The organism is Bifidobacterium vespertilionis, from assembly GCF_008698145.1.
GTDB classification, from domain to species: domain Bacteria; phylum Actinomycetota; class Actinomycetes; order Actinomycetales; family Bifidobacteriaceae; genus Bifidobacterium; species Bifidobacterium vespertilionis.
This window is the reverse complement of record NZ_RZNZ01000002.1, coordinates 58,716-72,760: the sequence shown is the minus strand read 5'-3', so window position 1 is coordinate 72,760 and position 14,045 is coordinate 58,716. Positions and strand designations below refer to the sequence as shown.

12 protein-coding genes are annotated in these 14,045 nt (G+C 62.7%); 2 read left to right on the top strand and 10 right to left on the bottom strand.

Annotated elements, in window-relative coordinates:
- Positions 1-2 precede the first annotated feature (2 nt).
- The 7 genes from EMO90_RS01690 to EMO90_RS01660 form a co-directional block, all read right to left on the bottom strand.
- Positions 3-2,033 carry a CocE/NonD family hydrolase gene (locus tag EMO90_RS01690; protein WP_150354049.1) on the bottom strand — a complete coding sequence of 677 codons (2,031 nt, stop codon included), beginning with the start codon at positions 2,031-2,033 and terminating at the stop codon, positions 3-5.
- Between the two features lie 254 nt (positions 2,034-2,287).
- The gene (locus EMO90_RS01685) at positions 2,288-3,403 is read right to left on the bottom strand and encodes an ABC transporter permease family protein (protein WP_150354050.1); all 1,116 of its coding nucleotides are present in this window, start codon (positions 3,401-3,403) and stop codon (positions 2,288-2,290) included.
- Complete coding sequence (locus tag EMO90_RS01680) at positions 3,400-4,149, bottom strand: ATP-binding cassette domain-containing protein (RefSeq protein ID WP_150354051.1); 750 nt, start codon at positions 4,147-4,149, stop codon at positions 3,400-3,402. Before EMO90_RS01680 ends, EMO90_RS01685 begins: the two co-directional genes overlap by 4 nt.
- Positions 4,146-5,303 carry a hypothetical protein gene (locus EMO90_RS01675; RefSeq protein ID WP_150354052.1) on the bottom strand — a complete coding sequence of 386 codons (1,158 nt, stop codon included), beginning with the start codon at positions 5,301-5,303 and terminating at the stop codon, positions 4,146-4,148. The genes EMO90_RS01680 and EMO90_RS01675 overlap by 4 nt, the downstream gene beginning before the upstream one ends.
- A gap of 150 nt (positions 5,304-5,453) precedes the next feature.
- On the bottom strand, positions 5,454-6,146 hold the full coding sequence (locus EMO90_RS01670) for a hypothetical protein (RefSeq protein ID WP_150354053.1): 693 nt from the start codon (positions 6,144-6,146) through the stop codon (positions 5,454-5,456).
- A gap of 70 nt (positions 6,147-6,216) precedes the next feature.
- Positions 6,217-6,621, bottom strand: coding sequence for a hypothetical protein (locus EMO90_RS01665; RefSeq protein WP_150354054.1), 405 nt, complete (start codon positions 6,619-6,621; stop codon positions 6,217-6,219).
- 478 nt (positions 6,622-7,099) lie between these two features.
- On the bottom strand, positions 7,100-7,777 hold the full coding sequence (locus tag EMO90_RS01660) for a hypothetical protein (protein ID WP_150354055.1): 678 nt from the start codon (positions 7,775-7,777) through the stop codon (positions 7,100-7,102).
- A gap of 267 nt (positions 7,778-8,044) precedes the next feature.
- On the opposite strand from EMO90_RS01660, the gene EMO90_RS01655 reads away from it, so the two are divergent.
- Both EMO90_RS01655 and EMO90_RS01650 read left to right on the top strand, forming a co-directional pair.
- Positions 8,045-8,725 (top strand): response regulator, encoded by a 681-nt coding sequence (locus EMO90_RS01655; protein ID WP_150354056.1) that lies wholly within the window; start codon positions 8,045-8,047, stop codon positions 8,723-8,725.
- The gene (locus EMO90_RS01650) at positions 8,715-9,515 is read left to right on the top strand and encodes a sensor histidine kinase (protein WP_150354057.1); all 801 of its coding nucleotides are present in this window, start codon (positions 8,715-8,717) and stop codon (positions 9,513-9,515) included. Before EMO90_RS01655 ends, EMO90_RS01650 begins: the two co-directional genes overlap by 11 nt.
- Positions 9,516-9,880: 365 nt before the next feature.
- Here EMO90_RS01650 and EMO90_RS01645 read toward each other — a convergent pair whose 3' ends face one another.
- From EMO90_RS01645 to EMO90_RS01635, 3 genes are all read right to left on the bottom strand, one after another.
- The gene (locus EMO90_RS01645; protein ID WP_150354058.1) at positions 9,881-11,173 is read right to left on the bottom strand and encodes a citrate synthase; all 1,293 of its coding nucleotides are present in this window, start codon (positions 11,171-11,173) and stop codon (positions 9,881-9,883) included.
- A gap of 382 nt (positions 11,174-11,555) precedes the next feature.
- Positions 11,556-12,332, bottom strand: a complete 777-nt coding sequence (gene map / locus EMO90_RS01640; protein WP_150354059.1) for a type I methionyl aminopeptidase — start codon at positions 12,330-12,332, stop codon at positions 11,556-11,558.
- 76 nt (positions 12,333-12,408) lie between these two features.
- Positions 12,409-13,440, bottom strand: coding sequence for an HdeD family acid-resistance protein (locus tag EMO90_RS01635; RefSeq protein WP_395952688.1), 1,032 nt, complete (start codon positions 13,438-13,440; stop codon positions 12,409-12,411).
- Positions 13,441-14,045 lie beyond the last annotated feature (605 nt).

Here is a 14,045-nt window from a genome sequence, read left to right as displayed (position 1 = left end):
CCTCAGTACGGCAGTTCGAGCCGCACCGAGGCCACGTCCACGTCGAAGTCGGCCAGCGGGACCTTGGCGAGGCGCGTGGTGGTGTTGGCGATCTGCAGGCCCAGGCGGTGGCCGGCGCGCACGGTCCAGTCGCAGGCGAGAAGCGGCAGCGACACCTCCAGCCACCGGCCCACGGGTGCCGGCTCGAAGCGTTCGAAGGACTCGCGATGCGCGAGCGAGAGCCATCCGCGCGTGACCACGTACTCCATCTCGTAGGCCCTGCGCGGCACCTTGACCTTGTAGGTGGCCTTGTCCTGCGGGGTGCACTGGCCGAACGTGCTGGCCCTGTCCGCGATCTCGGTCATCACATGCAGGTCCGGATCGGGCTGCACGTAGTTGCCCTCGCCGTACTCCACGAGGCTCACGGCGATGTTCGTGTCCAGTTCGGTGGTCTTCGCGGCCTCGGGGCCGGTGGCCGCAAGCCTCACGCGAAGGCTGATGCGCGGGGAGCCGGACAGGTGCATGTCCCGCTCGATCGGCGCGCTCAGGGCCAGCATGCGATCGTCGCGCGGCTTGTCCAGATCGAAGTACGGCACGAATTCCTTGACGCGCGCGCCCTTGAAATGGAACGGTTCGGCGGCGATGGTTGCGGAAGGGCCTGCCGAGGATCCTTCGACTTCGCCCTGACGGGCTTCGCTCAGGATGACGGGGGAAGCCGCGGGGCAGTCGCTCTTCGCAGGGGAAGACGCGGGACCGTCGCTCTTCGCAGGGGAAGCAGCGGGGCAGTCGCTCTTCGCAGGGGACGACGCGGACGACGCGGGGCAATCGCTCTTCGCAGGGGAAGACGCGGGGGTGACGGGGCCATCATTCCCCGCGCGTACGGTCCAGTCATGCATCCGCGTTCCCGGCACCGGCCAGGTCGGGTAGTCGAGCCACACATCCTGCGGATCGGTCACGGAGACGGCCGGCTCGCTCATGATCCCGTTGTCCACGTCCAGCAGCCAGTGGTCGAACCAGCGGTGGATGGTGCTCACCCACGTGGCGCGGCGGAAGTCGAACGGGTCGTCGTGCGCGTACTGGTGCAGCCACATCTTGCGCGGTACGCCGTACTCGCCAAGCAGCTTCCAGAACGGCTCGACCTGATTCATCATCACGTTGAGGTCGTTCGCGCCGTGCACGATGAACACGCTCGCCTTGAACCGGTCCATGCGGAGCCGGTAGTTGCGATCGCGCCAGAAGTCGTTGTAGCTGCGGTGGGCCTTGTCCGATCCCTCTTTGAGCTCCTTGTACCCGTTCGGGGCCACCTCGAAGCGCTGCAGCAGGCCGTTCGCGGTGGACATCAGGCTTTCGGCGAAGTTGTACGGCTCGTACCAGCCGCCGTCCGCGTCGTCGCCGTCCAGCAGGCAGCCGTTGGGATGGTACCAATCGTATTCGCTGGAGATGGCGGAGATGGGCACGATCGTTTTCAGTCCCTCCACGCCGGTGGATGCGGCGCCGATCGGCAGCGTGCCGTCGTACGACTGTCCGAGCATGCCCACCGCGCCGGACGCCCAGTATGCGGTGGCGCGGTTCGATTCGCTGCGATCGTCGCGCGACCAGTAGGCGTTGGCACGCCCGTTGAGCCAGTCGATGACGGCCGTGACGGAGGCGACGTCGCGTCTGCCGCCGATGTCGCAGAAGCTTTGCGACAGGCCGGTGCCGGCGCTGTCCGAAAGCACCACCGCATATCCGCGCGGCACGAAGTAGTTGCCGTAGAACAGCGGGAAGGTGACCAGCGGGCTGTTCCACTTGTCATCATCGTGCAGGTACGTCTTGCGCTCGCCGTGGCGGGGGAACTGGCCATAGTAGGGGCTCGGCTCGTAGATCACCGGGACGCGGCCGTGTTCGTCAAGCTCGCGCGGGCGGATGATGTCCACGCGGATCAGATCGTTTTTGCCGTCGCCGTCGCCGTCGAACGGCATCTCCACGTACACGAACTGCCTGATCGCATCCTCGAACGAAAACAGCTCCCGGGTTGTTCCATCCGCGCCGATACGGAACGATTCCTGAACCATGGTTCCCCTCCAGTCCTTGGGTCTCGGTCCAATACACCCACAGTACTCCAGCCGCTGGCCGATTGTTCCAGCCGCACGATCATTCCAACCTTTCCAATCTTCCCAACCTTTCCAATCTGCGCCCCGATTTTCGCAGATTGGAAAGAAACTGCAGATTGGAAAGCCAATCAAGGCCGCTAGACGCAGACTCGTTCCAATCTGCGATTTCGAAGGCGCAGATTGGAACGAACACGCAGATTGGAACGGACCGAGGGCTACCGGATCCTCACCAGCGACGGCAGAGCGCTCGGACTGACGGAGCAGGACGCCGCGATCACGCCCAGATACAGTCCGGCGAGCCCGCCCGCGACCACGCGCAGGCCCACATCGCACACCAATGCCAGAGCATCCGGAAGCGATCCCGCACCGGGCGCCAGCATCAGGCACAGAGCGCCCAGGGACGCAAGCGCTGCCGGAATCGACCAGCCGAGCGCCACTGCGAGCATCTTCTCCGCGACCTGCGGACCGGAGGCTCCGAACTGCCTGAGCATGGCGATCTCCACGCGACGTTGCAGTACGCTCGCCGCACCCGTCACGGCGGCGAGCAGCATCGCCGGGATGACCGCGAACCGGGTGAAGCGCGCCTTATAGTCGGCCGCACCGGGCGCTACGCCGGCGAGCAGCGGGTTCAGTTTGGCGGGCGTGGGCATGTCGCCGAGTCCCGGAACGGAGGCGTCCGCCTTGGAGACCACCGAGTTCAGGGCGTCGCGCACCTGCGTGGTCATGGGCCAGGCGCGCACCCAGCAGGCATCGAACATGGTGTCGAGGTCGGTGGCGGGCACGGCGAGCAGGACGGTGGAGGCGTATTGGGGCAGTCTGCCGTCGCTGGGCCACGCGAAGGTACCGGTGACCCGGTGCCGCACGCCGTCCTCGGTGACCAGATCGTCCCCGGCCGCAAGTCCGAGCTGCTGGGCCACCTTGTCCGCGATCACGAAGCCGTCGTCGCCGGTGATGTCCACCAGATTGCGCGCACCGCCGGTCACCTCGTAGGCCGGGTACGGCGCGTCAGGCAGCGCGATGGGCGTGACCGCATCGGCCCCGCGCATGGCCATGGCACCCTCCACGCCGTCGATCGAGGACAGGGCCGCGCAGTCACGTCCGCGGATGCCGCCGGGCGAGCTGATGGTCAGGATGTCGCCGCCGGATTCCCGGTAGGTCCACGCGGTGTCCGTGATCTGCCGCACGCCCAGCGCGTCGGCGCCCCCGCACATGAGCAGGATGGCCATGAGCACGCACGCCCACAGCACCGGATTGCCCACGCCGGCCTTGAGATCGCGCATGGCCTCGGACAGGGGCCAGTACCAGGATGCGTCGCCGTGTCGCCCGCTCATGATGCCGCCTCCCCCTGAGCAGAATTCCCTGTGGCGGAGTTCCCCGCGGCGGGCTCATCAATGCCCCGGTCCTGCGCGTCCGCCAGATCCACCACATCGTCGCAGGCGTCGCGCAGCTCCAGATCGTGCGTGGCCACCACGACCACGCACCCGCGGTTCGCCAGACCGCGGATGTGCGCGATCACCGTGCGCGCGCTGTTGCGGTCGAGCGACGCCGTGGGCTCGTCCACCAGCAGCAGGTCGCATTTGGTGGCGGCCGCGCGGGCGAGCATGAGCCGCTGCGCCTCGCCGCCGGACAGGCTGCCGTAGGGATGGTCCTCCACGTCCTCGAGTCCGAACTGGCCCAGAATCCGCCGCGCCTCGCCGTTCGCCACCTCGCGCGGCACGCCGGCCACCAGCATGGGCAGGGCTACATGGTCGAGCACGTTGCGTCCGGCCACGCCGAGCGGCAGCTGCGGCACCCAGTTCATCGCGTCCGCATGATGGCGTTCCACCGCGCCCTCGGTGGGTTCGAGCCAACCGGCCAGAATCGCGAGCAGCGTGGACTTACCCGAACCGGAGGGGCCGATCAGCGCATGGATGCGCCCGGCGACCAGCGTGGCGTTGAGGTGGCGGAAGAGGAAGTCGCCTGGCGTGTAGGCGTGGCCCAGATCGTTGAGGTGCACGTATGCGGTGGCCTCACCGGCGATCGCCGCACCAACAGCCACGTCCGCCGACGCACTCACCACGCCCGCCGACCCGCTCATGCGCATCCCCCGGCGTTGGGCGTGAGCCGCACATTGCCGGACGGAATGCTTCCGTCCGCGCCCTGGATGTAGGTGCGCCCAAGCATCGACCCCACGATGTTCACGCCCACGGCCCTGTCTCCCGTGGTATTCTCTGAGCCGCCGGCAACCACGATGCATGCCTGCGCGCCGCCGGACCGCTCGCCGTTCATGGTCCCGATGGAGGAGGCGGGCACCACGCCCACGGTGACGGGGTTCTTGAGCATCCACTGCACGGAGACCTGACGGGTGCCGCCCTGCATGCTGCCGGACGATGCGAACGCGCGCGTGCGGGAGAACGCGGCGAGATCGGCCACGTCGCCCTGTTCGCTGATGTCCAGCGTCGCATCGCCGGACTGGATGACGCGCTCGCCGGCCACAGCCCCTTCGGGCAGCGACTGGGCCTTGGCGGAGCCGGCCATGGCGGGCAGCTGGGCGATGGGCTGGCCCTGACCGATCATCTGCCCCACGGGCGCGGGGCATCCGGAAATGGTCACGCCGTCGGCGGGCAGCCATGCCACGTCCTGCATGGTGATGGCGTTATGCGATTTGTCCCACGTCACGCCGGCCTTGTCCGCCGCGGCCGCGAAGGCCTCGATGGTCGCGCGCGTGACCGTGTCCCCGGACACATCCCCCGCGCCGATCGCCTTGAGCGCGTTGTTGAGCCCTTCGGCGTCCGCGCCCTTCTCCCCCACGCTCAAAGGACGCCACAGCGGTTCGGCGGTGGCGAGCAGTAGCACGCCCGCGCCGTCGATGGACATGATCGACTGGCCGGAGGCGAGCGTCGTGCCGGGCTTGCAGTTCGACGATGTGACCATGCCGGACCGGGGCGCGACCACGGGCGCCATGGAGATCTCCTCGGCGCTGATGGTGATGGATCGCCCGTCGTTGACCTGCTGGGTTTCGATGGTCATGGCCGCGTTCGCATTGGCCTGCGCCAGCACTTGTGGCGGATGGGGTGCCAACATCACCGCCGCGCCGCCCGCGCCGATCAGCAGGCATGCCACCGCGATGAGCGCGGTCATCTGCCTTCCGATCGCAAACCCGCCTCCCGGCCTGCCGCCGCGTCCCTTGCCCTTGGCCGCGGCCCTGCCGCCCATGCCATCTTTCCCGCCGTCCTTCCCATGTCCGAACATGACGGTCTCCTTCCCGCGCGTCCTCGCGCCCTACGTTGCCTTCAGTCTACAGTTCCGCCTCGCTGACAGACCGTCGATCGCGCCGATTCCGACCATTCGGACGACAAGCCGGCGAACCGGCGTGGCATGGCACGGAAGGCATGGCGCGGCCTACTTCTTCAACGGCGAGTTGCTGATGTTGTGCAGTGGGTCGGACGTGCATGAGAACCACACGTCGTGCACGGAACTGCCATAACTTTGCGGATTGCCGATGAAAGGATTTTTATTCTCATTCCTCTGACGATTAAATTCGTCGTAGGACATATCCTTATCAACAAGATCATGTTCTTGATAACATTGGAACCGATATGGATTTAGATCAATATCATCTGGATTATACAGAGCTTTATAGTATGCATATACAATTATGCTATAACCATTAGCTGACTCACATTCATCTTCAATTGAATTCATTTTAGGTGTATTAGGTGGCATTGTTTTTATTTTCATTGCAGAAACTCCACCACCTTTTGCAAACCAATAATCTACATTGACTTTGTATCCATATTTCGCAAAACAACCTACAGTTTGACGTTCAAGATCATTCATCTCATCGGCAGTAATAACACTGTCCGACATTATTTCCTGAACCGCATCTCTTGCTAATTCATTATGCTGCAATTGATAGTTAATTTCATTTTTGTATGTATTATTAACCAATACTGAATCAGTATATTGCCCATAAGTCGATCTCATACCATTAAGCAAAGAATCTTGATTGATAATCGCATTATCATTTGAACCACAGGAAGTGCATAGAAGGACCAGCATTGATACCAAAACAAGCAATCTACGCTTATACATTTTATATATCCTTAAGAACTATAATTGGCCATCATATATAATATGATGGCCAATTGTTAGAAACTACAAATTAACCAAAGTAGTTTCCCCAACGATTAATAGCAAGACTAAGATCAGCATCGACATTGACACAGCTCGCAGAAATCGATGGAACCTTTCCTGGAGTTCGATAGTTGATGTACCAATCACACCAATCATCAGATTTACTGGCAGGATATACTCGATACTGCTGTCCCCTAAAGCAATAATCATCACCAATGATGACCCAATGACGCAGTCCTTGGTCACAAGTGTTGTTGATGACATAGCGATGATCACCAATGGGGGCAGGCGTATCTTCCTGCCTAAAGTCACATTCCCATTGAGCGGAATACACCGTAGCGGCTTGACCAGTAGAAGCTTCTGCATCAATGGATGCATATGCCCCTCCTACCAATACTCCGGACATCGAGAGCACCACCGCCACCGAGGCCACGGCACCAGCTACCTTAAGTCCCCTTCGAGATCGCCGCCCACCTCGATCACGACATGTGTTCATAATTACATCCTTTCCCTGGCCTCAAGCTCTTCAGTAAGCTTCACAGCCAGTCATCCGTGGGATTCACCACTGAATCCCAATACCTTCAGCGTACGATTCGTTCCAGAATGACGCAAGCGCCTCCGGTGGCAGAACGTGAATGGTACACGTCCAACCCGTTCGAGGCCCTACTAGACTTGATGTGAAAGCCACCAAGGAGTCATAAATACGGCAGCCAAGCATAAGGAAGACCTTCACCGTCACTGACCACATATCCACATTAACCATGGAGGCCAATTCACATATACTATCTGAGCTGTAAAATGGCGAATTGATCCACACTATCTATCTCAGATGTGATAGCCGACACTGAATTGCAACCCCAAGGATAACCATAAGTAGCATTGTCGAAATCTTCATTGGATCTCCTTTAACTTTATTGTACAGCATTATCTCGCTTCTTCAGCGGCGAGTCACTGATGTTGTGCAGCGGGTCGGACGTGCACGAGAACCACACGTCATGCACGGGACTGCCATAACTTTGCGGGTTGCCGATGTACGGGTTCTTGCTTTCCTTGCGCAGACGATTGAACTCGTCGTAGGACATGGATTTGTCCACCAGATCATGCTCGACGAAGCATTGGAACCGATATGGGTCCAGATCGATGTCGTCGGGATTGTAATAGGCGCTGTAGTATGCGTTGACCAATATGTTGTACCCGGTGCCGTTTTCGCATTCGGCTTGTATATCCTGCACTTTGGGATCACCAACAGGCATCGTCTTCTCATTGCCCGCCCCGATGCCGCCGCCCTTCGCGAACCAGTAATCGACATTGACCTTATAGCCGTAGCGCGCAAAGCAGCCGACGGCCTGACGCTCCACATCGTTCATCTCGTCGGCGGTGATGACATTGTCCGACAGCACCGACTCAACAACATCCTTGCCCTGCTTGTTACACTCCAGCATGTAATCGATCTGGCTTCTGCGGCTGGCGTTGATCTCGACCGAATCGGCGTACTGCGCGTAGGTGGACCGCATGCCGTTGAGCACCGCTCCGCGATCCGCCTCCTGCCCCCGTCCGGCATCCCCGCCGCAGCCGGCGAGCGCGATCATGCATGCGAATGCTATCGTCCCCGTCGCCACGCGCCATCCGCGTCCCATGCCACGCCCGCCCATCCGAGCCTCCCTGCCAGGGGATTTCACCTGCGAAATCCGTCACCTTCAGAATAATCCGGCCATCTTCGCCCCGGCAACGCACAACCTTCCGTTTCCGTGAGGGACTGCCCGAAAGCCGCCGAAAACCGCGGTTATACTGGGTTTTGGTAGTAAAGAAGGCGCTCAAGAGGGGGAGCCTTCCGTCACACACACGGAGGTTGCGCAATGGATGGTGCCGGCAGACCTGCGGCATTCACGCTCGGGATGGTCGACAACGACGAGATGTCGCTGTGGTCGCTGGAGCGCATCATCAGAGAGCGCATCCCCCAGGCGACCCTGCTGTGGACCACGCGCGATGGCTCCCAAGCGCTGTCCTATGCCTCCAATCCGGACATGCAGCCGGATGTGATGATGGTGGACATGTCCATGGAGGTGCTCTCCGGCCTCACGGTGTGCCGGCGCATCCGCCGGGCCGGTGACGAGGTGTCGCTGCTGGCCATCACCTCCTTCGCACTGGCCGTCTATGCCGCCGACGCCAGCCGCGCCGGTGCGCAGGGCATCGCCACCAAGAACGACGAGGAGGATCTGATCGCCGGCCTCACCGCCGTTGCGGATGGCGGGGTCTATGGCGGCGACGGCTTCGAGACCGCGCCCATGGCCCACTTCCGTCTTGAGAACGCCCCCGCCACGGTGCAGGACATGCTCACCACGCGCGAGGCGCAGACCATGGATCTGCTCGCCGAGGGATTGGACGACGAGACGATCGCGCAGCGGCTGAACGTGAGCCGGGACACCGTGCGCAAGCACGTGCAGACCTCCATGCACAAATTGGGCGTCAACACGCGCTGGCAGGCCCTGCTGCGGTGGACCGGCAGCGAGAAGAACGGACGGCGCTATGCCCTCTGAGCCCATCGTTCCGGACAACCGGAAACTCGAGCGGGCCAAGCTTGCGGCGCGCATCCATGACGAGGTGAGCAACCGTCTGTCGCTGGCCGCGCGAGAATCGCAGCGCCAGGCCCGCGAGGCGACGGATGAGGAGCAGCGTGAGGCATGGACCCGCGTCAATGAGGCCATCACCCAAGCCCTGCGCAACCTGCACGAGCTGATCGAACAGCTGCTGGACGCGCGGGAGAGCATCGCCGGGAATCGTCCCGGGGAGCCTGAGATTCACGGCCCGGACACCCGGGATGCCCGTCCGCGCGCTGCGGACGAACCGGACCGCATCATCTCCCCCACACACGGACGGGGCCTGAGCACGGAGGCTTTCCTTGGCCTCCTGCGTCAGGACGCCAAGGACGAGCACGATCGCCTGTCCGCACTGGGCTTCCATGGCACCATGCGCGTGACCGGAACGCTCAGCCGCGTGCCCGATGCGGTGACCGGCGACGAGATCCTGGCCCTGCTGCACGAACTGTGCGCCAATGTGAACAAGCACTGCAGACCCGAGGACAGCGTCTACGATCTGTCCGTGCATGCGGCGGGCACGGTTGTGGAGATCAACGAGCAGTGCATGTGGAACGCTTCGAGAACCGACGATGCGGACTTGCGGGACGCCAACGAGTCCGATGGCGACGACGCCGCATTGGGCGGGCATGGCCTTAACGCGCATCAGACTGTCGTCAGGCAGCTCGGCGGCGACATGGTGTGGCGATCGGGCAAGCGACAATGGAACTGTTACGCCCGCATTCCGGTGTGATCTACGTCACATCTCGTACCCCATCATTCATTATAATCGTTGAAATACCGGCTTGGAAGGCAACAGACACCCCCATCACCTTCACGGAAACGGAAAGTGGTCGATTGCGGCCGGATATCAATGCACATTATCGTTAACACTGAAAGGTTTCAACGTTGAAACCGCGAGGGCGCACACCCTTCGCGCCCGGCATTTGGGGACATTCGGGGATCAGGGCTGGTTTCGCCGTGTTTGCGGCCTTGGTTTCCCATGCCCAAACACGGCGTCCTTCGAAGCCCTGACACTGATCCGAACTAATTCGACCGCGATCCGACCTGATCCGACCTGATCCAACCTGATCCGACAGCCGCCGGACGGGCGATGGCCTAGCGCTGGTCGATCGGCACGTAATCGCGCAGCGTGGCGCCCGTGTACACCTGACGCGGACGGCCGATGCGCGTGGCCGGATCGGCGAGCATCTCGCGGTACTGCGCGATCCAGCCGGGGATGCGGCCCAGCGCGAACAGCGTGGTGAACATGGCCGGATCGAAGCCGATCGCGCGATAGATCAGGCCGGTGTAGAAATCGACGTTCGGATACAGGTTGCGCGAGACGAAGTAATCGTCGCTCAGCGCGATGCTCTCCAGCTCCTTGGCCACATCGAACAGCGCACGCTCGTCGCTGGGCAGCTTCGAGGTGTCCTCGCGTTCCATGATCTTGTCCATGTACTGGCGGGCGATGGCCGCGCGCGGATCGTACGACTTGTACACGCGGTGGCCCAGACCGGAGATGCGCACGCCGTCCCTCTTGGCGTCCTCCACGAACTCACGTACGGTCTTGCCCGAATCGCGGATGGCCTTGAGCTGGCGCAATACGGCCTCGTTCGCACCGCCATGCAGCGGGCCGGACAGCGCGTTGATGCCGGCGGCCACCGCCGAATACAGGTTGGCGTGGGCCGAACCGGCGATGCGCACCACCGAGGTGGAGCAGTTCTGCTCGTGATCGGCGTGGATGATGAGCAGACGGCCCAGCGCGTGCACGTACAGCGGATCGGAATCGAATGGCTCGTACGGCACCGCGAAGCACATGCGCAGGAAATCGTCCACATAGCCGCGCGCGTAGTCCGGGTAGAGCATCGGCTCGTCGCGGCGGCGGCGGAAGATGTAGCTCACGATCGTGCGGACCTTCGCCATGATGATCGTGGCAGCCTCGTCCAGCTGGTCGGAGTCGTTGATGTCCGTGGTGTCCGGATAGAACGTGGCCAGCGCGTTGACCGCCGAGGCGAGCACGCTCATGGGGTGCGCGGTGCGCGGGAACGAGCCCATGAAGGTGCGGAAGTCCTCCCCCACCATGGTGCGGTGGTTGATGTCCTTGACGAACTTGTCGAATTCCGATTGGGTGGGCAACTCGCCGTAGCGCAGCAGCCAGGCGACCTCCAGGAAGTCGGACTGCTCGCACAGCTGCTCGATGGGGTAGCCCCGGTAGCGCAGGATGGAATGCTGGCCGTCGATGTAGGTGATCTTCGACTCGCACTGCGCGGTGGTGAGGAATCCCGGATCCAGCGTGACCCAACCGTCGTTGCGCAGGGTCGACACCACGATGCCGTCGGGCCCGGCGGTCGCTTTGACGACCGGCAGCTCATACTTGCTTGCATCGACATCCAGCTTGGCAGTGGCCATTGCTACCCCTTTCGGCGTGATATTGAGCCCCCACCATATCAACCGCCTGTAAAACGGCATGTTTCATGCTTGAAATGCGGGCATGGGATGTCCGCGCCGCCCGTCCGCGCCACACCGGGAGGCCGGATGCGCAGTTGCCGTCCTGAGCGACGTGCCCGCACGGTCATCCTGAGCGATGTGCCCCCGCTGTCATCCTGAGCGCAGCGAAGGATCCTTGGCCATTACACACCAATCATTTGGTGCGCAGAGTTAAGGATCCTTCGACTCCGCCCTATCGGGCTCCGCTCAGGATGACAGCGGGACCGGCTCCGAATAGCAAGAAGCCCCTTCCACCCGCTGGGAGACGCCAAGCGCGGAAGGGGCTTGAGAATTCGCGAGCGAATCAGTCGCGCGCGGTGAGGATCACCGGGCCGTTCTCGGTGATCGCGATGGTGTGCTCGGAGTGGGCGCCGCGCGAGCCGTCGGAGGCGCGCAGGGTCCAGCCGTCCTTCGGATCCTGGTAGATCTCGTCCGTGGTCTTGAGGAACCACGGCTCGATGGCGATGACCAGGCCTGGGCGCAGCTTGTAGCCGTGGTGGGCGCGGCCGTCGTTCGGCACGTGCGGATCGCCGTGCATGATGTGGCCCACGCCGTGGCCGCCGAACTCGAGGTTGATCGGGTAGCCGTACTCGCGCGCGATGTCACCGATGGTGGAGGACACATCGCCCAGACGATTGCCCGGCTGCGCGACCTCGATGGCGGCGGCGAGCGCCTCCTCGGTGCACTTGATCAGACGCAGATCATCGGCGGCCTGATCCTTGCCGACCACGAAGCTGATGGCGGAATCGCCCACCCAGCCGTCCACGTTGATCGCGAGGTCGAGGCTGACGAGATCGCCGTCCTTGAGGTTGTAGTCATAGGGCACGCCATGCAGGACCGCGTCGTTCACGGAGGTGCAGATGTAGTGGGCGAACGGGCCGGTGCCGAAATCGGGCGCGTAGTCGACGTAGCAGGAGGAGGCCCCCTTGCGATCGACGATCTTCTTGTGCACGAATTCGTCGATCTCCAGTAGGTTGGTGCCGACCTTGGTCATGTCGCGCAGTTCGCGCAGGATGCTGCCGACGAAACGGCCGGCGGGCTTCATCTCTTCGATTTCCTGAGGCGTTTTGAGTTCAATCATGAGTTTCTTTCTACCGAACATGGTTCTCAGTTAGAACATAACCATAGCGCGAACGCCCAACAACCGGCCGGCCGCGTCACTTTCCGGAAACCCGCCCGAACTTGAAGGCACGGACGATGGCCGTGACGCCCATCACGATCAGCGCGCATCCGGCGAAGACCACCAGGAACACCGTGGACTGCATGGGCGAGACCAGCACCACGAAGCCGGCGAACACGGAGATCAGACCGTAGGCGACCGCCCAGCCGGAGGACGGCACGCGCCACGACTCCACCAGGCTCATCACGCCCTCCATGATCCAGCCGATGCCCACCAGCGAGGTGATGAGCATGAGCAGCGTGGATGCGGACAGCGTGGTGTTTTTGAGCATCACGATGCCGCCGATCGCCAGCAGCACGCCCACCACCACATCCAGCACGCGCCAGCCGGCGGGCACGCCCTGCACCGCGAAGGCCGTGACCGCGCGCACGATGCCGGAGATGATGAAGTAGATCGCGAGTGCGATGGTCGCGACCACCAGCGTGGGACCGGGCCAGACCAGCAGGGCAAGGCCGATCAGCAGCTCGGCGGCGCCCACCACCGCATAGACCGCCTTGATCCAGTTCTTGGCCTTCTGCGGCAGCCGCTCCTCGATCAGTTTGAAGGGATTGAAGTCGGTGCGGGAGAATTCGGCGTACCAATCGTTCGGGTTATTCTGGCCGCCCTGCCCGCCGGGCTGGCCAGGCTGACCGGGCTGCTGCCGGGGCGCGTAGGCATAGGGCTGGCCGTACTGCGGGCCCTGCTGGCCCTGCGAACCGGGTTGCGCGGGACCGCCGGCGGGACCGGCGCCCGGCTGACCATACCACCCAGCGCCATAGGGATTCTGCTGGTACTGGCCATAGGGCTGGCCGGCGTAGGGCTGACCATAATACGGACCGCCATAAGGCTGACCATAGCCATACGGGGGTTGGCCGGGCTGGCCCTGTTGGCCGGGCTGGCCGTAATACGGACCGCCATACGGATTCGGACCGCTCTGGGCATTCTGACCATTCTGAGTCCCCTGGCCGTTCGGGTCAGCCGTCTGCCCCGGCTGGGGCTGGCCATACTGCCCCTGCGGCGGCTGGTTCACATAGTTCGCGCCGTAGCCGTTGGGGTTCTCCACATACGGCTCCTTCGGATTCCCATTGCCTTCGTTTTCGCCGCGGTCGTCCGCGGTGGGCTTACGATCATCGTTGCCAGTCATCGAGACTCCTTAACTATCAGTGGTTTCGCATTCTCGGGCGGCCGGCCGCCGTCGCCGTGTCTCGGGCGACGACCCTCCAACCGCCTTCTGAACGTCAACCTATGAACGTTTCTTGGGAACTGGCTTAAAATCTGAACATCACACAACAGATTGTCGAGTGATCCGGAGCGACGGAGCCCCCCTCAATGGCATGACGAGGCGTGTGACTGGATGTGTGACATGGCGTGCGTTGTGACCGGGCGTGTGACATGGCGTGGACGCACCCGGTCACGAGCCGTCAAAAACGTTGAAATAAAGCCATTTTTAAACCCCTGTGACCAGGAATGGGCACACCCGGTCACACCCCGCGTCACAACGCACGCCATGTCACACCCCGATCGCGCCCGACCACACCCGGTCACGCCCGGCCCCGCCTGCCCACTCCCGGCCACGTCCGGCCGCAAACTGGGCAAATCGTGATCATCGCAACACAAACTGGGCAGAACGGAACA

Coding starts and splice junctions, on each gene's coding strand:
- EMO90_RS01680 (WP_150354051.1), bottom strand. CDS start 4,149: ATGAGCGGGTCGGCGGGCGTGGTGAGTGCGTCGGCGGACGTGGCTGTT.
- EMO90_RS01670 (WP_150354053.1), bottom strand. CDS start 6,146: ATGTATAAGCGTAGATTGCTTGTTTTGGTATCAATGCTGGTCCTTCTA.
- EMO90_RS01660 (WP_150354055.1), bottom strand. CDS start 7,777: ATGATCGCGCTCGCCGGCTGCGGCGGGGATGCCGGACGGGGGCAGGAG.
- EMO90_RS01690 (WP_150354049.1), bottom strand. CDS start 2,033: ATGGTTCAGGAATCGTTCCGTATCGGCGCGGATGGAACAACCCGGGAG.
- EMO90_RS01685 (WP_150354050.1), bottom strand. CDS start 3,403: ATGAGCGGGCGACACGGCGACGCATCCTGGTACTGGCCCCTGTCCGAG.
- map (WP_150354059.1), bottom strand. CDS start 12,332: ATGATTGAACTCAAAACGCCTCAGGAAATCGAAGAGATGAAGCCCGCC.
- EMO90_RS01675 (WP_150354052.1), bottom strand. CDS start 5,303: ATGTTCGGACATGGGAAGGACGGCGGGAAAGATGGCATGGGCGGCAGG.
- EMO90_RS01645 (WP_150354058.1), bottom strand. CDS start 11,173: ATGGCCACTGCCAAGCTGGATGTCGATGCAAGCAAGTATGAGCTGCCG.
- EMO90_RS01650 (WP_150354057.1), top strand. CDS start 8,715: ATGCCCTCTGAGCCCATCGTTCCGGACAACCGGAAACTCGAGCGGGCC.
- EMO90_RS01655 (WP_150354056.1), top strand. CDS start 8,045: ATGGATGGTGCCGGCAGACCTGCGGCATTCACGCTCGGGATGGTCGAC.